12 protein-coding genes are annotated in these 21,827 nt (G+C 72.4%); 4 read left to right on the top strand and 8 right to left on the bottom strand.

Annotated elements, in window-relative coordinates; all coding sequences use genetic code 11:
• Positions 1-3: 3 nt before the first annotated feature.
• Genes CCO04_RS21065 through CCO04_RS21055 form a run of 3 tightly spaced genes read right to left on the bottom strand, consistent with a single transcriptional unit; the run spans position 4 to position 1,876 of the window.
• On the bottom strand, positions 4-855 hold the full coding sequence (locus CCO04_RS21065) for a hypothetical protein (protein ID WP_215816145.1): 852 nt from the start codon (positions 853-855) through the stop codon (positions 4-6).
• Complete coding sequence (locus tag CCO04_RS21060) at positions 852-1,286, bottom strand: hypothetical protein (protein ID WP_215816144.1); 435 nt, start codon at positions 1,284-1,286, stop codon at positions 852-854. The genes CCO04_RS21065 and CCO04_RS21060 overlap by 4 nt, the downstream gene beginning before the upstream one ends.
• Positions 1,283-1,876: a hypothetical protein gene (locus CCO04_RS21055; RefSeq protein WP_215816143.1), complete on the bottom strand. Its 594-nt coding sequence runs from the start codon at positions 1,874-1,876 to the stop codon at positions 1,283-1,285. Before CCO04_RS21055 ends, CCO04_RS21060 begins: the two co-directional genes overlap by 4 nt.
• 112 nt (positions 1,877-1,988) lie before the next feature.
• Here CCO04_RS21055 and CCO04_RS21050 point away from each other — a divergent pair, with 112 nt between their 5' ends.
• From CCO04_RS21050 to htpX, 4 genes are all read left to right on the top strand, one after another.
• A complete protein-coding gene (locus tag CCO04_RS21050) occupies positions 1,989-3,497 on the top strand; it encodes an MFS transporter (RefSeq protein WP_374197018.1) in 1,509 nt (502 codons plus the stop codon).
• 551 nt (positions 3,498-4,048) lie between these two features.
• Positions 4,049-8,620, top strand: a complete 4,572-nt coding sequence (locus tag CCO04_RS21045) for an ATP-dependent helicase (protein ID WP_215816141.1) — start codon at positions 4,049-4,051, stop codon at positions 8,618-8,620.
• Between the two features lie 13 nt (positions 8,621-8,633).
• A complete protein-coding gene (locus tag CCO04_RS21040; RefSeq protein ID WP_215816140.1) occupies positions 8,634-9,455 on the top strand; it encodes a DNA-formamidopyrimidine glycosylase family protein in 822 nt (273 codons plus the stop codon).
• A 56-nt stretch (positions 9,456-9,511) separates the two neighbouring features.
• Positions 9,512-10,387, top strand: a complete 876-nt coding sequence (htpX, locus tag CCO04_RS21035; protein ID WP_215816139.1) for a zinc metalloprotease HtpX — start codon at positions 9,512-9,514, stop codon at positions 10,385-10,387.
• Positions 10,388-10,529: 142 nt separating this feature from the next.
• Here the strand turns inward: htpX and CCO04_RS21030 are convergent, their stop codons facing one another.
• The 5 genes from CCO04_RS21030 to rimO form a co-directional block, all read right to left on the bottom strand.
• Complete coding sequence (locus CCO04_RS21030; protein ID WP_038679555.1) at positions 10,530-10,838, bottom strand: helix-turn-helix domain-containing protein; 309 nt, start codon at positions 10,836-10,838, stop codon at positions 10,530-10,532.
• Positions 10,839-10,886: 48 nt separating this feature from the next.
• Entirely contained in the window at positions 10,887-11,399 is a 513-nt protein-coding gene (locus CCO04_RS21025) for a nicotinamide-nucleotide amidohydrolase family protein (RefSeq protein ID WP_308281415.1), read from the bottom strand.
• A 64-nt stretch (positions 11,400-11,463) separates the two neighbouring features.
• Positions 11,464-19,425, bottom strand: coding sequence for an ExeM/NucH family extracellular endonuclease (locus CCO04_RS21020; protein ID WP_215816138.1), 7,962 nt, complete (start codon positions 19,423-19,425; stop codon positions 11,464-11,466).
• Between the two features lie 228 nt (positions 19,426-19,653).
• Positions 19,654-20,307, bottom strand: a complete 654-nt coding sequence (gene pgsA / locus CCO04_RS21015; RefSeq protein WP_215816137.1) for a CDP-diacylglycerol--glycerol-3-phosphate 3-phosphatidyltransferase — start codon at positions 20,305-20,307, stop codon at positions 19,654-19,656.
• Complete coding sequence (rimO, locus tag CCO04_RS21010; protein ID WP_215816136.1) at positions 20,304-21,749, bottom strand: 30S ribosomal protein S12 methylthiotransferase RimO; 1,446 nt, start codon at positions 21,747-21,749, stop codon at positions 20,304-20,306. Before rimO ends, pgsA begins: the two co-directional genes overlap by 4 nt.
• Positions 21,750-21,827: the final 78 nt, after the last annotated feature.

Here is a 21,827-nt window from a genome sequence, read left to right as displayed (position 1 = left end):
GCCTCAGGCCTTCTGCCAGGGACCGTTGAGGTTCGGCAGGTCGACGCTGGTGAAGTCGGGCCACTTGTCGCCCTCGAAGCCGCGCTGACCGAGCTTGGCCTGGATGGCGTCCCAGTCGCCGGCGTTGCCGACGTTGAGGGTGATCCAGTAGTCGACCGCCTCCTTGACGATCGACGCCGCCTGCGAGCCCGCGGTGACGATGATCTGCACGATCACGCCCGCGCCCCCGGTGAACCAGTTGCCGACGTCGCCGAGCTCGCCGGCCTTGCCGAGGATGGCCGCGGCCAGGTCGACCAGGTTCTTGAGCTGGGCGTTCCAGTGCTTGAGCAGGTTGACCTGGTGGTCGTCGAGCAGGTCGGCCGCCTCGGCGAACGAGTCGGACATGCCCTGCACGGCCTTGAGCTGGAACGCCGAGGTGTTCTCGTACGCCGTGTAGGCGCGGCCGGTCCAGCTTTTGGCGAGGTAGCGGTTGGCCGCGTCGATGTCGATGCGCACCTGGCCGAGCTCCTCGACGGAGTCGCGGTAGCGGCTGGCGATGCTCGACATCCGCAGCGGGTCGCCCAGGATCGAGCCGATCGACTGCCGGATCGTCTCGGAGGCGGTCTCCCAGGCCTCGTTGATGTTGTCGATCGCGTCGTCGAAGCGCCCCTCGAGCTCGTGGCCGACCAGGCCGCCGACGATCGCACCCGGGATGCCGCCGGCCAGGAAGCCGCCGAGGATGCCCCCCTCGGTGAGGTGGTCGTTGATGAAGTTCGCGGACTTCTCGATGAACTCGCCGATGGCCTTGTTGACGTCCTCGATGGCGTCGTTGACCTGGGTGAGGAAGACCTGCGGGTCCTTGTCTGCGTCAGTCATTCGCCTGCCCGATCCTTCAGCTTGCGGAAGTTCTCGCCCTGGGTGGTGTCGGTGCCGCTGAGGTCGTTCGCGGTCTCGACCAGGCCGTTGGCGAGGGTCTGGGTGATCCAGTGCCCGTCGGCGGCGCCGTTGACGAGCACCTCGTTGACCGTCTGGTGCAGCCGGCCGGCGGTGTAGAGCGTGTCCTGCATGCCGAACAGGCTCGGGTAGCCCCAGCCCTCGGAGGCGTAGCCCCACACCTTCTGCAGGGCCGCGGACAGCCCGTCCCAGGCCACCGACGCGGTGACCAGGTCCTGGATCTCGGCCGAGAACTCGCCGTTCGCGCCGCCCGGGGGGTGCGGCTCGCCGTAGCCCGGCGGGTCGTCCGGCGGGTTCCACTGCGGCGGGACGAACGGTCCGTAGACCGGGGAGGGGTTGGGGGTCGTGCTCATCGCCGGCCTCCTTCCTGGGCGTCGGTGAACGCCTCGTTGAGGGCGTGGCGGAGCAGGTCCGCCGGTGCGGTTGCGAGGAACTGCGCGTCGGCGTCGAGGCGGCGCAGGCCGTCGATGTAGCCGAGCTCGACCCGGATCTCGCCCTCGCGGGAGGTGCCGGTGACGGTGCGGTCGAGCCGGTCGTCGCGCCAGGCGCTGCGAGGCTGCACCGGTCCGTCGGGGGCGACCAGCGGCGCCGCGCGGTACGCCGGCGGCGGCACCAACCGGCGCCGTCCCTCGACCAGCTCGCGGCCCCGCTCGATCTCGGCCGGGCTCAGCCGGCGGCGCTCGGCGTTGTGGGCGAGGTGGCCCAGCACCGCGCCACCGATCGCGCGCTCGAGGGCGGCGCGGAGCCCGGCCGCGTCGCGCAGCTCGGGCGCCACCGCGGTGAGCGCGGCCACCCGCACCGGCCACCCGGTCGCGTCGACCTCGATCTCCAGGCCGGTGTGCTCGTCACGGCCACCGGTCGTCTCCTCCGATGCGAACCACTGCGGTCCCCGGATCTCGCGCTGCAGCGCGGCCCGGTCGCCGTACGTCGCGGACAAGTTCATCGCTACCCCGTCGCTGGCTGGGCGCTCGGAGCGGGCTGCCCCGAGCATTGCCCCCAGCCTTCCTCAGCCGCCGCCGATCGAACCCTCGGTTCGGCACCCAAAGTCGCGCGCCGTGTGTTCCGCCACAACGAGGCCCGTTCGGGCCCGGCAGATTTCCTCCGGATCGGCCCCGAGTCGTAAAGTTTTCAACCGTGAAGCACCCGGTCCACGCATGATCTCGTTGAACTCGTTCTGGGCCGCGCTTCCTCGTGAGGGACGCTGGCTGCTGTCCACCGTCGCGATCTCCACCCTCGGTCGCGGACTGGTGCTGCCGTTCACCCTGATCTACCTCCACGAGGTGCGCGGCTTCGACCTCGGCCTCGCCGGAGCACTGATGGCGCTCATCGCCGCGGTCGCCTTCGTCGTCACCGGACCCAGCGGCGCCCTCACCGACCGGTACGGCGCCCGCGTGGTCATGCTCGGTGGCCAGGTCTGCATGGTCGCGGGCACCGCGCTCCTCGCGTTCGCCACGACGCCCGCCGCCGCGGCGGTCGCACTGACCCTGATCGGGGTCAACTTCGGCGCCTCCTGGCCCGCCTTCAACTCGCTCATCGCGAGCGTCGTCGAGGGCGAGGTGCGCCAGCAGTACTTCGGCGTGAACTTCGCGCTCACCAACCTCGGCCTCGGCGTCGGCGGCATCGTCGGCGGGCTGTTCGCCGACGTGTCCCGGCCGGAGACCTTCACCGCGATCTACCTCGCCGACGCCGTCGCCGGACTGGTGCCGCTCGCGCTCTTCCTCGGCCCGCTGCGCCACCTGCACGGTCGCGCGCCGCGCCCGCCGCGCGACCTGGCCGGCCCCGCCGCACCCGGCTACCGCACGATCCTGCGCAGCCCGGCCGTGCGCTGGCTGACGGTGCTGACCTTCGTCGCGACGTTCATCGGCTACGGCCAGTTCGAGGCCGGCCTGCCCGGCTTCGCCCGCGAGACCGCCGGGCTCTCCACCGGCCTGATCGGCGCCGCCTTCGCCCTCAACACGTTCGTCATCGTGGGACTCCAGTTCGGCGTCATGCGCCGCATCCGCGGCCACCGCCGGACCCGGGTCCTCATCGCCATGGCCGGGCTCTGGGCGGTCGCGTGGGCACTCGTCGGCCTCGGCGGCATCGCGCCCGGCGGCGGCGTCGCCGCGATCGGGCTGCTCGGCTTCGGCCTGGTCTTCGGCCTCGGCGAGACGCTGCTCCAGCCGACCGTCCCCGCCATCACCAACGACCTGGCCGAGGACCACCTGCGCGGTCGCGCCAACGCGATCAACGCGGGCGCCGTCCAGGCCGGCACCGTCGCCGGGCCGATCGTCGCCGGACTGCTGCTCCAGCACGGCCAGGGCACGCTGCTCATCGCGCTCATGCTCGTCGGGTGCGCGGTGATCGTCGTCCTGGCCCGGGTGCTCGAGCGGCACCTGCCCGAGACGGTCAACGGCCGGCTCCCCGCGCCCGCACCCGCGGCTCAGGCCCAGGCTCGGGCTCAGACGGCCGGACGCGCGAACCAGAGCGTCCGGTGCGACCAGTCCCCCGGCCCGCGGCGCTCGCCGGAGCAGACCACGATGACCACCTCCGGCGAGCCGTCCACGGCGTCCCAGCCGGGATAGCCGTCCTCGGCGCGCACCTCCTCGCGCACGCTCACCCGGTAGCAGGCGACCTTGCCGCCGGCGCCGTGCAGCACGATCCGGCCGCCCTCGCGCAGGCCGTCGAGGAGCCGGTTGCCCAGCGCCGCCCCGTCGGGCCAGGTGTGGGCGTTGAGCAGCACGTGGCCCGCGCGGCTGCCGGGCTCGATGCCACCGAGGTCCCAGGCGACGACGTCCTTGTCGGAGACCGGCGGTACGCCGGGCACGCCCTGCGCGTCGCGCGGGAGACCCCGCACCTCCGCCCGCCGTACGACGCCGGGGACGCTGAACGCGGTCGGCACGAACCCCCGCCGCGCCTGGCCGTCGCACACGTCGCGCGGCGGCGCGGACGGGGCCGGCGTCGCGGTGAGCGGACCGGGCTGCGGGGACACCGCCTCCGGCGCCGGCGGCTCGGCGCGCAGCAGCCACCAGACGAGGCCGGCGACCACCAGGAGCGCGACGGCACCGGCGATGCCCAGGCGGGTTCTCCACAGCACGCACCCATTGTTCTCGAAGTGTCGGCGGCGTGCGCGAGGATGGTCGACATGGTGACCCCGGACCCGCTGGAGGCGTTCAGCGAAGCGACCCGCGCGTGGTTCCGCGCGGCCTTCGCCGAGCCCACCGCGGCCCAGGCCGGGGCGTGGGACGCGATCGGTCGCGGCCACCACACCCTCGTCGTCGCGCCGACCGGCTCCGGCAAGACGCTCAGCGCCTTCCTCGCGGGCATCGACCGGCTGCTGACCACCCCGCCGCCCGACGACAAGCTCCACCGCACCCGGGTCCTCTACGTCTCGCCGCTCAAGGCCCTCGCCGTCGACGTCGAGCGCAACCTGCGCGCCCCGCTGACCGGCATCCGCCAGACCGCCGAGCGGCTCGATCCCGGCCACCCGCTGCCCGAGGTCACCGTCGGCATCCGCTCCGGCGACACCCCGGCCGGCGACCGGCGCCGGCTCGCGACCCGGCCGCCCGACGTCCTGATCACGACGCCCGAGTCGCTCTTCCTCATCCTCACCAGCCAGGCCCGCGAGACGCTGCGCGGCGTCGAGACGGTGATCCTCGACGAGGTGCACGCCGTGGCCGGCACCAAGCGCGGCGCCCACCTGGCGCTGAGCCTCGAGCGCCTCGACGCCCTGCTCCCCCGGCCCGCCCAGCGGGTCGGGCTGTCCGCGACGGTCCGGCCGACCGAGGAGGTCGCCCGCTTCCTCGGCGGCAGCGCCCCGGTCGAGATCGTGGCTCCGCCCGCGCACAAGTCCTGGGACCTGCGCGTCGAGGTGCCGGTCGAGGACATGACCGAGCTCGGCCAGGTCGTCGAGGACGACGACCCCACCGCCGCGCCGGCCCGGGCCAGCATCTGGCCCCACGTCGAGCAGCGGGTCGCCGAGCTGATCGAGCAGCACCGCTCCACGATCGTGTTCACCAACGGCCGCCGTACGGCCGAGCGGCTGACGGCGCGCCTCAACGAGATCGCCGCGGGCGTCTCCGCCGACGGCGTCGAGCCGCCCGCCCAGATCATGGCCCAGTCCGGCGCCGCCGCCGGCGCGAGCCCGGTGCTCGCCCGTACCCACCACGGCTCGGTCTCCAAGGAACAGCGCGCCCAGGTCGAGGACGACCTCAAGGCCGGCCGCCTGCCCGCCGTCGTGGCGACCAGCAGCCTCGAGCTCGGCATCGACATGGGTGCCGTCGACCTGGTGCTCCAGATCGCCTCGCCGCCGAGCGTGGCCAGCGCCCTCCAGCGCGTCGGCCGTGCGGGCCACCAGGTGGGCGAGACCTCCCACGGCGTCTTCTTCCCCCAGCACCGCGGCGACCTCGCTCCGGCCGCCGTCGCCGTCGCCCGGATGCGCACCGGCGGCATCGAGCAGCTCCACGTCCCCGCCAACCCGCTCGACGTCCTCGCCCAGCAGGTCGTCGCCATCACCGCGGTCGACGAGTGGGACGTCGACGAGCTGTTCGCCGTGGTCCGGCGCAGCGCGCCCTACGCCCACCTGCCTCGCTCGGCCTACGACGCCGTGCTCGACCTGCTGGCCGGCCGTTACCCCTCCGACGAGTTCGCCGAGCTGCGCCCGCGGATCACCTGGGACCGGCTGACCGGCGTCATCAGCGGACGCCCCGGCGCCCAGCGACTCGCCGTCACCAGCGGCGGCACCATCCCCGACCGCGGCCTCTACGGCGTCTTCCTGGCCGGCGAGGGCACCAATCGCCGCGTCGGCGAGCTCGACGAGGAGATGGTCTACGAGAGCCGGGTCGGCGACGTCTTCGCACTCGGCGCCACGACCTGGCGGATCGAGGACATCACCCACGACCAGGTCATCGTCACGCCCGCCCCCGGCGTCCCGGGCCGGCTGCCGTTCTGGAAGGGCGACACCGCCGGGCGCCCGACCGAGCTCGGCGAGGCGATCGGCGGGTTCACCCGCGAGCTCGGCGCGCTGCCCGAGGCCGCGGCCACCGCGCGGGCCCGCGAGGTCGGCCTCGACGACAACGCGGCGGCCAACCTGGTCGGCTACCTGCGCGAGCAGGTCGAGGCCACCCAGGTGCTGCCGAGCGACCTGGCCGTCCTGGTCGAGCGGTTCCGCGACGAGCTCGGCGACTGGCGGCTCGCGGTGCACTCGCCCTACGGCACCGCGGTGCACTCCCCCTGGGCGCTGGCCATCAACGCCCGCCTGCGCGAGCGCTACGGCGTCGACGGCCAGGCACTCGCCTCCGACGACGGCATCGTCATCCGGATCCCCGACACCGACGCCGAGCCGCCCGGCGCCGACCTGATCGTCTTCGAGCCCGACGAGATCGAGGAGGTCGTCACCCGCGAGGTCGGCGGCTCCGCGCTCTTCGCGGCCCGCTTCCGCGAGTGCGCGGCGCGGGCGCTGCTCCTGCCGCGGCGCGATCCCGGCCGCCGCTCGCCGCTGTGGCAGCAGCGCCAGCGTGCCGCCTCGCTGCTCGAGGTCGCCACCCGCTACCCGTCGTTCCCGATCGTGCTCGAGACGGTCCGCGAGGTGCTCAACGACGTCTACGACCTGCCCGGCCTGGTCACGCTGCTGCGCCGCGTCGACCAGCGCGAGGTGGCGATCACCGAGGTCGAGACCAGCCAGCCCTCGCCCTACGCCCGGACGCTGATGTTCGGCTACGTCGCGCAGTTCGTCTACGAGGGCGACTCGCCCCTCGCCGAGCGCCGCGCCGCCGCGCTCACCCTCGACCAGGGACTGCTCGCCGAGCTACTCGGCCGCGCCGAGCTGCGCGAGCTGCTCGACCCCGACGTCCTCGCCGAGGTCGAGGCCGAGCTCCAGCGCACCGTCCCCGACCGGCGTGCCCGCGACGCCGAGGGGCTCACCGACCTGCTCCGCCTGCTCGGCCCGCTCACCCTGGCCGAGGTCGCCGCCCGCTCCCGCGACGAGGCCCCCGTCGCCGACTGGCTCGCTGGCCTCGCCGCCGCCCGGCGCGTGGTCACGGTCCGGATGGCCTACGGCGACGCCTGGGCCGCTGTCGAGGACGTCGCCCGCCTGCGCGACGGCCTCGGCGTCCCCGCTCCGGCCGGGACGCCGGCCGCCTTCACCGAGCCCGTCGACGACCCGCTCGCCGACCTGGTGGGGCGCTATGCGCGCACCCACGGACCGTTCACCTCCGACCAGGTTGCGGTCCGGCTGGGGCTCGGCGTGGCCGTCGTACGGCACACGCTCCAGCGGCTCGAGGCCCAGGGCCGGGTGCTCTCCGGCGAGTTCCGCCCCGTCGGCGCCGGCGAGGAGTGGTGCGACGTCGAGGTGCTGCGCCGGCTGCGCCGCCGCTCGCTGGCCAAGCTGCGCCACGAGATCGAGCCGGTCGAGCCGACCACGCTGGCCCGGTTCTCCACCGCCTGGCACCAGATCACCACCGCCAAGGGCCCGCGCGGGGCCGACGGACTCCTCCGAGCGATCGAGCAGCTCGCCGGAGCCGCCCTGCCCGCGAGCGCGCTCGAGTCCCTGGTCCTGCCGGCCCGGGTCCGCGACTACGAGCCGGCCCTGCTCGACGAGCTGACCGCGACCGGCGAGGTGCTCTGGGCCGGCCACGGACCGCTACCCGGCTCCGACGGCTGGGTCTCGCTCCACCTCGCCGACCGGGCCCACCTCACCCTGCCGCCACCCGCGCCGGTCGGCGACCCGCTCCAGCAGCGGGTCCTCGACGTGCTGGCCCCGGGCGGAGCGTGGTTCTTCCGCCAGGTCTCCGACCAGGTCGCCCAGGCCGCACGCGCCGACGGCGAGGACCCGCCCCTCGACGAAGCCGTCAGTGCCGCGCTCTGGGCGCTGGTGTGGGACGGCCGGCTCACCAACGACACCCTCACCCCGCTGCGCGCCCTGACCCGCTCGGGCCGCGCCGCCCACCGCACCCGCCGCGCCGCCGCCCGCCCCGGCCGCCTGTCCCGGACCGGTCCGCCCGAGACCGCCGGACGCTGGGCCGTCCTGCCCGCCATCGACGCCGACCCCACCCGCCGGGCCCACGCCGGCGCTGAGCAGCTCCTCGAGCGCCACGGCGTCGTCACCCGCGGCGCGGTCGTCAACGAGCGGGTACCCGGCGGCTTCGCCGCGATCTACAAGGTGCTCAGCGCCTTCGAGGAGTCCGGCCGCTGCCGGCGCGGCTACTTCGTCGAAGGCCTCGGCGCGGCCCAGTTCGGTACGGCCGGCTCGGTCGACCGGCTCCGCTCCTTCGCCCCGCCGGCCGGCGGCGAGGAGCTCGACCACAAACCGGTCGCCGTCGCGCTCGCCGCCACCGACCCCGCCAACCCCTACGGCGCCGCGCTCCCCTGGCCCGCGCCGCCCAGCGTCCGCGCGGCGGCCGAGAGCGCCGAGAGCGCCGGTCACCGCCCCGGCCGCAAGGCGGGCGGGCTCGTCGTCCTGGTCGACGGCGCGCTCGTCCTCTACGTCGAGCGCGGCGGGCGCACCCTGCTCACCTGGTCCGACGAACCCGACCTGCTCACCCCGGCCGCCGAGGCGCTCTCCACCGCCGTACGCCGCGGGACGCTCGGCCAGCTCACCGTCGAGAAGGCCGACGGCACCGCGCTCCTCGGCAGCGGCGGACCGCTGCGCGACGCGCTCGCCGCGGCCGGGTTCATCGCGACCCCGCGCGGCCTGCGGATCCGGGCCTGAGGACGGCCTCGCCGTGCCCGAGGGAGACGCGGTCCGCCGTACCGCCGACCGGCTCGACCGGGCGCTCGCCGGAGCGACGCTCACCCACAGCGACTTCCGGGTGCCCCAGCTCGCCACCACCGACCTGACCGGGGCCGTCGTCGACCGGACCGCCACCCACGGCAAGCACCTCCTCACCCGGCTCACCACCGCCGACGGCGTCCCGCTGACGCTGCACACCCACCTCAAGATGGAGGGCAGCTGGCGGGTGGTCCGGGCCGGCGAGCGCTGGTCCCGGCCGGCCCACGAGGCCCGGGTCGCGCTGCGGACCGAGCGGGTCGAGGCGGTCGGCTTCCTGCTCGGCGTCGTCGAGCTGCTGCCCACCGCCGACGAGGCGAGCGCCGTCGGACACCTCGGCCCCGACCTGCTCGGCCCCTGGACGCCCGCCGACGAGGCGACCGCGCTGGGCCGGCTGACAGCCGTACCCGACCGGGTCCTCGGCGAGGCCCTCCTCGACCAGACCGTGGTCGCCGGGATCGGCACCATCTGGCTCTCCGAGACCTGCTTCGTCCAGGGCGCCCACCCGCTCGGCCCCGTCAGTGCGGTCGCCGACCCGCTCCGCCTGCTCCGGCGGGCCCGCGCCCTGCTCCGGGCCGGGCTCGAGCACGGCCAACCGCTGACCACGGGCGACCGGCGCGACCCGGTCTGGGTCTACCGGCGCCAGCGCCGCCCCTGCCTGCGTTGCCGGACGACGATCGAGGCCGGTCCGGTCGGCCCACCCGGCCGGGAGCGGACCACCTACTGGTGCCCGCGCTGCCAACCGGCGGCCGCCGCGGCCCCGCCGCCCGGCGCGTGACCTGGGTCTCCTCGCCGCCCAGGAACGTCCGGCCCGCCGTCGTTCGTTGACCTGGCATGCACCGCCATTTCAACGGGCTCAAGACCGCGGGCCTCTTCGGCGCGATCTTCGCGCTGCTGCTCGCCGTCGGCGGCCTCATCGCCGCTGCCACGGGCAGCTCCGCCTTCATCTGGATCTTCGCGCTCATCGGTGTGGGTACCACGGCCTACGGCTACTGGAACTCCGACAAGCTGGCCATCAAGGCGATGCACGCCTACCCGGTCACCGAGTCCCAGCAGCCGGCGATGTACCGCATCGTCCGCGAGCTCTCCACCGCCGCGAACCAGCCGATGCCGGCCCTGTTCGTCTCCCCCACCCAGGCGCCCAACGCCTTCGCCACCGGCCGCAACCCGCAGAACGCCGCCGTGTGCTGCACCGAGGGCATCCTCGGCCTGCTCGACGAGCGCGAGCTGCGCGGGGTGCTGGGGCACGAGCTGATGCACGTCTACAACCGCGACATCCTCACCGGCTCGGTCGCGGCGGCCGTCGCCGGCGTGATCAGCTCGGTGGCGCAGTTCCTCGCCTTCTCGTCGATCTTCGGCGGCGGCAACAACGACGAGCGGCCCAACCCCCTGGTGATGATCGGTACGGCGCTGCTCGCGCCCTTCGCCGCCGCGGTCATCCAGATGGCGATCAGCCGCACCCGCGAGTACGACGCCGACGAGGACGGCGCCCGCCTGACCGGCGACCCGCTGGCCCTGGCCTCGGCGCTGCGCAAGCTCGAGTCCGGGACCGCCCGCGCCCCGCTCGCGCCCACCCCGCAGCTGCAGAACGCGAGCCACATGATGATCGCGAACCCGTTCCGGGCCGCCGACGTCCAGCGGATGTTCTCGACCCACCCGCCGATGGACGAGCGGATCGCCCGCCTGGAGAACATGGCCCGCCAGCGCTGATCGACGGCGCTCCCGGCAGCCCCGGCAGTGCCCGCAGCCCCGACGAGCAACAGCAACAGCCCCTCCGGTCCCGGACCGGAGGGGCTGTTGCGTCGTGCAGAGGGCCAGGCCAAGCCAGGCGGGCCGTCCGGGTCGGGCCGGATCAGGCGGCGGAGGCGACGACCTCGCCCGCGCGCCGCGGCGCGATCGGCGTGGGCACGGGGCCGAGCAGGGCGGCCTCCTCGAGGGCGACCGCGTCGGCGACGTCGCGCAGGACGTCGGACAGCGGGACGTCGAGGGCCTCGCACAGCGAGGCGAGCAGCTCGGAGGACGCCTCCTTCTGGCCACGCTCGATCTCCGAGATGTAGCCGAGGCTGACCCGAGCAGCGCCGGAGACCTCGCGGAGGGTCAGCCCGAGCTCAGCACGGCGGCTGCGCAGGATGTCACCGAGCGAGCGGCGGAAAAGCACCATCTCGATCTCCTCTCCGGGGTCGTGGAACGGCGGGTCGTGGCTCCAACGCTACCCGAGCCCCGAATCTTCCGCGGGACGCCCGGCCGCTGAGACTCCGGTGAGCTCCTCGCTCAGGGCGGTGAGGGCCGCGACGACGGTCGCGTCCTGGATCGCGCCGCGGCCGCCGCTGAGCCGGAGCGCGAGGACCTGGGTGCCCTCGGGGCCGGCCAGGCCGACGTACACGGTGCCGACGGGCTGGTCCTCCTGGCGGTCCGGTCCGGCCACGCCCGTCGTGCTCAGCGCGTACGACGAGCCGACCAGGCGGCGCGCACCCTCGGCCATCGCCCGGGCACAGGCAGCCGAGATGACGCCGTCGGTGTCGACGAGCGCCTGCGGGACGCCGAGCACCTCGACCTTGACCTGCGTCTGGTAGCTCACCACGCCCCCGACGAAGACCTGGGACGCTCCGGGGACCTCGGTCAGCCGCGCCGCCAGCCGGCCGCCGGTGAGCGACTCGGCGGTCGCCACCGTCGCCCCGCGCTCGCGCAGGGCATGGACAAGAGCCTCGGCCGGTGAACCCACGACACGCATCGTGTCACGGGCCACCGACCGAGGCTCTCGGCGAGGTGCTGCGGTGCGGCTCAGGTCAGCGGCGGACCACCCAGATCGTGGTGACCGTGGTCTGCGCCGTCAGCGCGGTGCTGCCGAGGTAGGTCACGGTGACCTTCTTGCGGCCGGTGCTCTTGAACTTGCCGAGCTTGACCACGGCCTTGCCGTTGACCACGGTGACGGTCTTGGCGGGCAGCCCCTTGGCCTTGACCTTCACCTTGCCGGTGACCGGCTCGCGGTCGGCGTTGACCAGCGTGACGGTGACCGTGGTCTTGGTCTTCTTGACCTTGACCTTGCCGGGCTTGGTCTTGACCGACATGGTCACCGCACCCTTGGCGACCGGCACGGTCTGGGCCGACGAGACGATCGCGTCCTTGTAGTCGGGCGCCGTGGCCCGCACCTGGACGGTGATCCGCTTGCCGGCCTGCGCACCCTTGAGCCGCAGCGTGCTCCCGGTGACCCCGGCGATCGGCGCCCCGTTGGCGAACCACTGGTAGGTCAGCGAGGCGGGCGTCGGCACCCAGGTGCCGGCGTTGGCCGTGAGCACCTTGCCGACCCGGACGGTCCCGGAGATCGTCGGCGTGGGCTGCGTGGTGAACGACTTCTTGTCCACCTCGGCCGTCGGGTCGGAGACGGCGACACCGTCGGTGTAGCCGTCGGCCTCGACCGTGACCCGGACCGTGATCTCCTTGCCGACCTCGGCCCCCGTGAGGGTGTACTTGTCCGTGGTCGCGCCTGCGATCTCGGCACCCTCGGCCAGCCACTGGTACGACGTCGTGGTCGGCGTCGGGGTCCAGCTGCCGGCCGTGGCGGACAGCTCCGCGCCCACCTGGGCCGTGCCCGTGATCACCGGCTTGGTGCCGTTGGCGAAGGTCGCCTTGGCCACCGCGGCCGTCGGGTCGGAGACGGCGACACCGTCGGTGTAGCCGTCGGCCTCGACCGTGACCCGGACCGTGATCACCTTGCCGACCTCAGCAGCCGTCGGGGTGTACTTGTCCGTGGTCGCGCCTGCGATCTCGGCACCGCCGGCCAGCCACTGGTACGACGTCGTGGTCGGCGTCGGGGTCCAGCTGCCGGCAGTGGCAGACAGCTCGACGCCGAGCTTCGGCGTACCGGTGATCACCGGCTTGGTGTCGTTGACGAAGGCACCCTCGGCGACGGTGATCGGGACGATCACCTCGGTCCCGGAGCTCGCGCCGACCAGCGTCAGCGACGTGGCGCCCGCCGGCTGGTTCGCCGGCAGGGTGACGTCGACGTGGGCGGTGCCGTACTGGTCGTAGACGGCGGTGCCGATGGTGTTGTCGAGCGTCGCGGTGCCGATCTGCTGGTTGCCCAGCTTGACCTGGATCTCGGTGTCCTTGGCGTCCGCGGGCGTCGACATGGTCCACGAGCTCACGTCGAGGACGACGTGGCCCCCCGGCTGGTACGACGCCGGGGCGTCGTCCGGGAACAGGATCCCGACCGCACGCTGGCTAGAGTCGAGCGGGAGCGGGGTGCTCGCCGCCTTGGCCGCGAGGTAGTCGACCATCGCCTGCAGGTCGACCTTGCCGGTGTCGGCCCGGCCGGTGCCCTCCTTGAGCTCGAAGAAGTTGTCACCTCCCGAGGCGAGGAACGAGTTGACCGTGACCGAGTACGTCGCACCGAGGTCGATCGGCGTCCCGTTGAGCCACATGCCCGTGACCGTGCCCTCGAAGGTGGCCGTGCCCTGCACCGTCACCGGCTTCTCGGCGTAGGTGTAGGTGAAGCCCTCCGAGACGCCGAGCCGCAGGAACGGCCGGGTCGGGACCTTGCCGGCTCCGTCGCGCTGCCACTGCTGCTCGAGCACCTTCTTGATCTGGGCACCGGTGAGCTTCATGTTCATCAGCGTGTTGGCGAACGGCTGGACGACGGCGGCCTGCTTGTAGCTCAGGACGCGGTCACCGATCTGCGCGGTCGAGTCCGGGTGCGCGTCCAGGTAGGCCTGGTCGACGATCGTGCCGCCCATGTCCTGGCGCAGACCGCCCGGGTTCATGAACGCGATCTGCGCGCTGCCGGACTCCGGCTTCTCGGTCGCCCAGCGCTGGACCTCGGCGACCAGGTTGCCCAGCGAGGACTCGCCACCACGGTTCTCGGTGGTGGCGTTGCTCAGCTTGGCCCGGTTGAAGACCCCGCCGAGCTCACCGAGCTCCTTGGCGCCGAGGACGTCGGCCTTGCTCACCGCGGCGTCGACGATCGCCTGCACGGCCGGGTCGGCCGGGTAGAGCGCCGTCGGCAGCAGCGGGCCGCTGCCGTCGGGGTCGGTGCTCATCAGCGGCAGGATCGCCGTGTCGAGGCCGACCACCTTGCCGGTCTCGTCGACCGAGAACTCCAGCTGGTTGAGGTTCATGCCGTACTGGCCGGACGAGACGACCGGACGCTGGGTGACGGCACGTCCCTCGCTCGCCCAGTCCGCCACCGGGAAGGAGCAGTTGTAGGCGAGGTGGGTGTGACCGGACACGATCGCGTCGACGTCGGAGGAGACGTTCTGGGTGATATTGCCCCAGGTCGTCGTCGGGTCGGTGAACTGCGGCGAGGCGCAGTCGGTGACCGGCGAGCCCTCGTGCACGAGCATCACCACGACGTCGGCGCCCTGCGTGCGCAGGTCGGCGGCCTCGGCGTTGACCGAGTCGACGATGTCGTCGACCCGCAGGTCGGCGATGCCGGACGGGGAGACCAGCGTGGGCAGGTCTTCGGTCACCGCACCGACGAAGCCCACGTCGACCCCGTCGACCGTCTTGATCCAGGTCGCCGGGACGGCGTCGTCACCGGTGGCCTTGACCTTGAGGTTGGCCGCGAGGTACTTCCACCGCGCCCCACCGAGCGGGTTGGAGGTGGCGTCGTAGTCGGCCATGATCCGGTTGACGAGGTCGTCGTAGCCTTGGTCGAGCTCGTGGTTTCCGACCGCCGAGACGTCGAGACCGGCCTCGTTGAGCGCGTCGATCGTCGGCTTGTCCTTCTGGATGAAGGACTCGAACGTCGAGGCGCCGACGAGGTCGCCCGCCGCCGCGAAGATCGTGTTCGGGTTGTCGGTCCGCAGCTTCTTGACCGCGCCGGACAGGACGGCGGCGCCGGCCTCCCGGTTGGCGGCGGTCGGCAGGAGCCGGCCGTGGAAGTCGTTGGTGCCGAGCACCTGGACCTTGCGGACGTCGTCGACCTGGATGACGTAGGGCACCGAGGTCTTGGTCGTCGGGCCGTAGACCGTCAGCTCCACCTTGCCGTCCGGCACGTCGGCCGGCAGCTGCACGGAGACCGCGGCGGTGCCGTGGTCGTCGTACGGCTTGTTGCCGAGGGTGTTGTCGACGGCGAACGTGCCGAGCACGTCGTTGCCGAGCTTGACCTGGAGCTGGGTGTCGGTGGCGTCGCCGTTGGCCGACATCGCCCACGAGCCGACCGCGAACTTCACGGTGTCGCCCGAGCGGTAGGAGTCCGGGGCGTCGGCGGCCGGGGTGAGCCGGACCGCGCGCTGGCGGTAGTCGACCGGAAGCGGGCTCCCCACGGGGAACTGCTTCATGTAGTCGACCATCGCCTGCAGGTCGACCTGGCCGGTGTCGACCTTCTGGGTGCCGTTGGCGAGCTCCCAGAAGTTGTCGCCGCCGCCCCCGAGGAACGAGTTGACCGTGATCGAGTAGGTCTGGGCCGGGTCGATCGGCTCACCGTTGAGCCACATCCCGGTGATCTCGCCCTGGAACGTCTCGACGGGCGCCGAGTTCGGCACGCTCACCGTCTCGGGCTTCTCGGTGTAGGTGTAGGTGAAGCCCTTGGACACACCCAGGCGCAGGAACGGCCGCGACGGCACGCCACCCTGGGCGGTGCGCTGCCACTGCTGCTCGAGGACCTTCTTGAGCTGGGCCCCGGTCAGCTTCATGTTGACCAGCGTGTTGGCGAACGGCTGGACGTCGGCCGCCTCGCGGTAGCTGAGCGAACGCTGGCCGCCGTCCGGCGTACCGGCCATGTCGGCGCGCAGGCCGCCCGGGTTCATGAAGGCGATGTCGGTGTCGATGCCGGCCTCGTCGGTGGCCCAGCGCTGGACCTCCGCGACCTGGTTGTTGAGCGTCGACTCGCCACCGCGGTTCTCGGTGGAGTTGCCGCCGGGCAGGTAGCGCGCCCGGTTGAACGCGCCGTCCATGTAGCCGAGCTTGGCCGCACCGGCGGTCTGGGCGTGGGCGACGGCAGCGTCGACGATGCCCTGGACGGTCGGGTCGGAGGGGTAGCCGACACCGGCCGTCGCGATGACGTCCTGGGTGACGACCGCGAGGTTGCCGGTCGTGGTGTCGAACTTGAAGACCAGCTTGTTGAGGTTCGTGCCGTACTGACCGGCCGAGACCACGGGGCGCTGGGTGACCGCACGCCCACCGACGACCCACTGGGGCACGGTGTACTTGCAGTTGTAGGCCAGGTGGGTGTGACCGGAGATGATCGCGTCGACCTGGGCCGAGGTGTTCTGGACGATATTGCCCCAGGTGGTGGCGGCATCGGTGCCGGCCGAGCAGCTCGTGGTCGGCGCACCCTCGTGGACCAGGAGGATCACGATGTCGGCGCCGGCGGTCTTGAGGTCAGCGGCGGCCGCGTTGGTCGCCTCGACCACGTCGGTCACCGTGACGCCCTGGATGCCGGCCGGGTTGACCAGCGCCGGGAGGTCCTCGGTCACCGCACCGACGAAGCCGACCTTGACGCCGTCGATCGTCTTGGTCCAGGTCTCGGCCAGCTTGTCGGGCTGACCCTCCGGCTCCTCGACGTTGGCGGCGATGTACTCCCAGTCGGCCCGGTTCTGGATCCGGTTGACGAAGTCGGCGTACCCACGGTCGAACTCGTGGTTGCCCGCGGCCGAGACCTCCAGGCCCATCGCGTTGAGGGCGTCGATCGTCGGGTTGTCGTCCTGGATGAAGGACTCGAACGTCGAGGCGCCGACGAGGTCACCGGCAGCGGCGAAGATGGTGTTCGGGTTCTCCTCGCGCAGCTCCTTGACCGCCGTGGCGAACGGCCCCGCGCCGGCGGCGTTGCCGCCGTCGGGCAGCAGCCGGCCGTGGAAGTCGTTGGTGCCGAGGACCTGGATCTCCTTGTACGCCGAACCGCTCGAGTCGGGCAGGTCCAGGCCCACGATCTCCGGGTTGTGGTCGGAGGTCGCGAACGGGAGCGTCGGCTCCCAGAAGTCGGTGACGTTGTAGTTGTAGCGGCTGTACTGGTACGAGATCGCCTCGTTGGCGTTGATCTCCCAGATGTCCGCGCCGGTGACCATGGCCTTGGCGGCCGGGTTGCCGAGCACGTGGTCGAGCGAGCCGGACAGACCCGAGTGGGAGTACGACATCTCGCCCGGGGTGTCGGACTCGATCGGGGCGTACCCGCCGTCCTTCAGGATCTTGATCGGCTCCTCGCCCGAGTAGGAGTTGAAGTCACCGGCCAGGAAGACCGCCTCGATGCCGCGGTCGGCGGCGAACTCGTCGGCGAACTGCACCAGGCGCGTGGCCTGGCGCTTGCGGTCGCCGTTGAAGGCGCCCGTGTCGACCGTGTTGGCGTTGTCGCCGGTGGCCGGCGGCGCCGGGGAGGTGTTGTCGCCCTTGGACTTGAAGTGGTTGACGATCACCGCGAAGGCGTCGCTGTCGGGGGCGCCGGGCTTCTTGAACGCCTGGGCCAGCGGCTCGCGGGCGTTGGCGAACTGGTCGGTGCCGAAGAGGATCTCGGACTGGCCGACCGGGGTGACCTTGGCGGGCTTGTAGATGAAGGCCGGGCGGATCGTGTCCTGCTCGGCGACCGCCTGGGCCGTGAGCGCGGAGCCCGGGCTGCGGACGTACTTCCAGGTGCCCGCACCCTCGCGGTTGTTGAGCAGCTCGACCAGACGGCTGAGCGCGTCGTCGCGGTTGGTCTCGCCGGGCAGCTTGATCGAGTTCTCGATCTCCTCGAGACCGATCACGTCGGCGTTCATGTCGACGATCGTCTTGGCGAGCTTGGCCTCCTGGCGCGCGAGGCTCTGGTCCGTCGCGGCACCGCGCGGGCCGCGGGCGTCGTTCTTGGACGGGTCGTCGACCAGGCGGACGCCACAGGTGTTGTTGCCGATCCGGGCACCGGCGCGGTCGGTGTAGTAGGAGCACGTGGTCGCGACCGGCGGGTTCTGCGCCGGGCCCGCGGCGACGTAGGCCTCACCGGTGGTGTTGAAGTAGTTGAGGACGTTGAAGGTCGCGATCTTGATGTCGCCGGTCGCGCCGAGCACGTCCTGGGGCACGAGGTTCTGGGACCGGGTGTCCTCGAAGCTCACCACGTCGGCGCCGTTGAGCGTGACCGGCCCTCGGGGCTGGAGCTTCCAGGCGTCGTTGCGCCAGTCGAGGATGACCGCGCTGTTGAACGTGACGCCCGCACCGACCCGCGGCGGGACCGGGTTGGCCTGGCCGTTGGCGCCGGTCAGGTAGGGCACCGGGAGGCCCTTGTTGGCCTGGTTCTGCAGGAAGTTGATGCTCGTGCCGTCGTCGAGGACGACCGCGCGCTGGGCGTTCTCGTCCTTGATCGCCTGGAGCGCGGCGGCGTCGGTCGCGTCGGCGTACTCGGAGGGCTGCTTGAGCGGGAGGTCTCCGGTGGCCAGGCCGACCTCGCCGTACTGGTTGGTGGCGTAGACGTTGGAGACGGTGAGCTGACCGGTCGGCGCGAGGAGCATGCCCTCGAGCGGCTCGCGGGCGGCGTCGGTGGTCGGGAACGCGGTCGCCAACGGCGTCACCGCGGGCAGCGGGGTGTCGAGCTTGGCGACACCCGAGGCACCGGGCGAGATCTGCGTGGCGTTGTAGAACTCGCTCACCCAGCCGGTGACGTCGACGGAGTCACCGACCTCGATGCCGGCCGGGATGTTGGCCATCGTGCTGCCGCCGTAGACGAAGATCGCGTCGGAGGCGTCGGCGTTGGGCCGCGGCGTCGTACCGGTGCCGCCGGTCTGGATGAACATGCCGTTGAGGCCGCCGGTGCGGTACATCGCGGTGACGACACCCTGCGTGCGCACCCGCTGGCCGCTGTCGTTGCCCGTCGCCGGCGCGTACGGCGAGCGCGCGCCCGTGCCCTGGATGTCGGCGATGGTCTTGAGCTCGAGCGCCGGCTGGACGTTGATCGAGAACGTCGTCTGGGCGGTCGCCGCGGTCGGGGTGGCCGCGTCCGTCGCGGTGACCGTCACCGAGGTGGTGCCCAGCGCGGTGGGCGTGCCCTCGATCTTGTTGCCGTTGAGCGTCAGGCCGTCCGGCAACGTGGTGCTGGACCAGGTGTAGGGGCTGACGCCGCCGGTCGCCACGAGGTTGATCGGGGCGATCTGCGAGTCCTGGTTGAAGGTCTTGTTGGTGACGTTGGTGACCGCCAGCGGGTCCGGCTCGCCGCCCTCGATCTCCGAGGAGTTCTTGGGGGTCGGAGCGCCCGTGGTGAAGTCGACCGCGTTGTTGTCGCTGTCGGTGTGCGTGGCCCCGCGGGAGGTCGAGGTGGCGTTGGCCGTGGCCGGCGCCTTCCCGGTGCCCTCGTAGGAGTAGGTGCCGCCGGTGGCCGAGCCCCAGCCGACCATGTCGACGACGCCGGCCACGCCGACCATGTTGCCGCTGCCCGGGTTGAGCAGCGTGGTGCTGTTGGACAGGAAGACCTGGCCGGCCGTGCCGCCCATGGCGATCGTGCCCACCACGTCCGGCTGCGGCAGCGCCTGCTGCGTCCCCGCGCCGTCAGCGGCCTTGACCAGGTAGTAGCCGTGCGCCGGCACCGAGCCCGTCAGGGGCGTCATGTTGCTCGAGCCGACTGCCGTCACTCCGGTCTCGGAGCGGTACTGGATCGACCAGCCGTCGACGTTGATCGCCGACCCGGTGGGGTTGAACAGCTCGACGAAGTCGCTCTTGTAGATCGCGCCTCCGTTGCCACCCCCGCCGTACACCTCGTTGATGACCAGACCAGTGCCGGCCTGGTTGGCCTGGGCCGGCGAGGACGCGAGCACGGACAGGCCGGAGAAGGCCACGGCCGCGCTGAGGGAACCCAACAACAACTTCTTCACGGAGCGCATGGACTTCTTCCGGGGTCGTCGAACTACGGCCATGGGGGTTGACCTCGCACGCTCCGAGCAGGCGTCGAGATCCGGGGGAAGAGGCATGACCCTATGCCGACCCACCGACTCCTTGGCAAGAACCTTGGAAAAACTCGTGCAACGAATCGGTGAAGATTCCGTGCTGGCGGCCCGAAAGAGCCGCAGAGTCCCGCGTGCGGGCCCTCAGGCCGCGGACGACTTGCTGCCGCCGCCGCGGATGCTGTGCCGCTGGCGCCAGACGTCGCGGAAGAACTCGTAGCCCGACCACAGGGTCAGCACGAAGGCGACGAGGAGCAGTGCGATCGCCACACCGTAGGTCACCTCGCCCGGTACGTCGAGCCATCCGTCGACCTCGAGCAGCGGCAGGCTGAGCAGGCCGAGGGCCAGCGCCTGGGCGACGGTCTTCCACTTGCCGCTCTGGGCGGCGGCGATGACGACCGACTTGAGCACCGAGAGGCGCAGCAGCGTGACCGCCCACTCGCGGACCAGGACGACGACGGTGATCGTCCACATCCACCAGGTGTCCATGATGATCGACAGGCCGATGAAGGCCATGCCGGTGATCGCCTTGTCGGCGATGGGATCGGCGATCTTGCCGAAGTCGGTGACCAGGTTGCGCGCGCGGGCGATGTCACCGTCGATCTTGTCGGTGACCATGGCGACGAAGAAGATCGCCCAGGCGATGGTGCGCCAGGTGACCGAGTCGCCGCCGTCGTGCAGCAGCACCCAGCCGTAGACCGGCACGAGCAGGATCCGCAGGGTGGTCAGCGCATTGGGCAGGTTCCAGTTGCTCGGCTTCGCGGCGGCGGGGGTCTGCCCCGTGCTGGTCCCGGTCATCGCTGGTCTCCTGCCGGCTCGGCGATCAGGTCGACGCCGTCGGAGGCGACGACGACAGCGCGGACGAGGTCGCCCACCCGGGCGCCGGGGACGCCGAGGACGCGCGTCGTACCGTCGACCTCGGGGCCCTGGAGCGCGGCGCGGCCCTCGACGGTGCCGTCACCGGTCTGGTCCGGGTCGACCTCCTCGACGAGCACCTCGACGGTGCTGCCGATCCGCTCCTCGGCGCGCTGGGCGGTCAGCTCGCCGACCAGGTCGGTGACGTGCTGGACCCGGGCGCGGATCTCGTCCTCGTCGAGCTTGCCGTCGAAGGACTCGGCCTCGGTGCCGTCCTCGTCGGAGTAGCCGAAGACACCGGTGACGTCCATCCGTGCGGCGACGAGGAAGTCGCACAGCGTCTGGAACTCCTCGTCGGTCTCTCCGGGGAAGCCGACGATGACGTTGGAGCGGACGCCGGCCTCGGGGGCCAGCGTGCGGACCTGGTCGAGCAGGCCGAGGAAGCTCTCCGGGTCGCCGAAGCGGCGCATCCGGCGCAGCACGGTCGCGCTGGCGTGCTGGAACGACAGGTCGAAGTACGGCGCCACGCCGGGCGTCGTCGCGATCGCCCGGACCAGGCCCGGCCGGGTCTCGGCGGGCTGCAGGTAGGAGACCCGGACCCGCTCGATGCCGTCGACGGCAGCCAGCTCGGGCAGCAGCGTCTCGAGCAGACCGAGGTCGCCGAGGTCCTTGCCGTAGGACGTGGAGTTCTCCGAGACCAGGAACAGCTCCTTGACGCCCTGCTCGGCCAGCCAGACGGCCTCGAGCAGCACGTCGGAGGGCCGGCGGCTGACGAAGGAGCCGCGGAACATCGGGATGGCGCAGAACGTGCAGCGCCGGTCGCACCCGCTGGCCAGCTTGAGCGGCGCCATCGGGCCGCCGTCGAGGCGGCGCCGGATCGCGGAGCGCCCGGGGATCGCGATGTCGACGTCCTCGGGGGTCAGGGTTGCGACGGCGGCCTGGCGCTCGGCCGGGCTGATCGGGAGCAGCAGGCGCCGGTCGCGCGGGGTGTGCGGGTGCGGCTTCTCACCGGCCAGGATCGAGCGCAGCCGCCCGGAGATGTCCTGGTAGTCGTCGAAGCCGAGCACCGCGTCGGCCTCGGGCAGCGAGTCGGCCAGCTCCTCGCCGTACCGCTCGGCGAGGCAGCCCACCGCGACGACCGCCTGGGTCCGGCCGGACTCCTTGAGGTCCGCGGCGGCGAGCAGCGTGTCGATCGAGTCCTTCTTGGCCGCGTCGACGAAGCCGCAGGTGTTGACCACCACGGTGTCGGCGTCCTCGGGGTCGTCGACGAGCGTGAAGCCGTCGGCCGCGAGGCGGCCGGCCAGCTCTTCGGAGTCGACGTCGTTGCGGGCGCAGCCCAGGGTGAGCAGGGCGACCGAGACGGGGTTCGTGGGAGAGCTGGTCATGTCCGGTCGAGGATACCGGCGAACGGCAGCGACCGCCGCTTCCGGGACACACGACACCGCCCCGCTGACCACCGCCCG

Source organism: Pimelobacter sp. 30-1 (assembly GCF_018831735.1).
Taxonomy (GTDB): Bacteria; Actinomycetota; Actinomycetes; order Propionibacteriales; family Nocardioidaceae; genus Nocardioides.
This window is presented reverse-complemented; position numbering and strand designations above follow the sequence as displayed.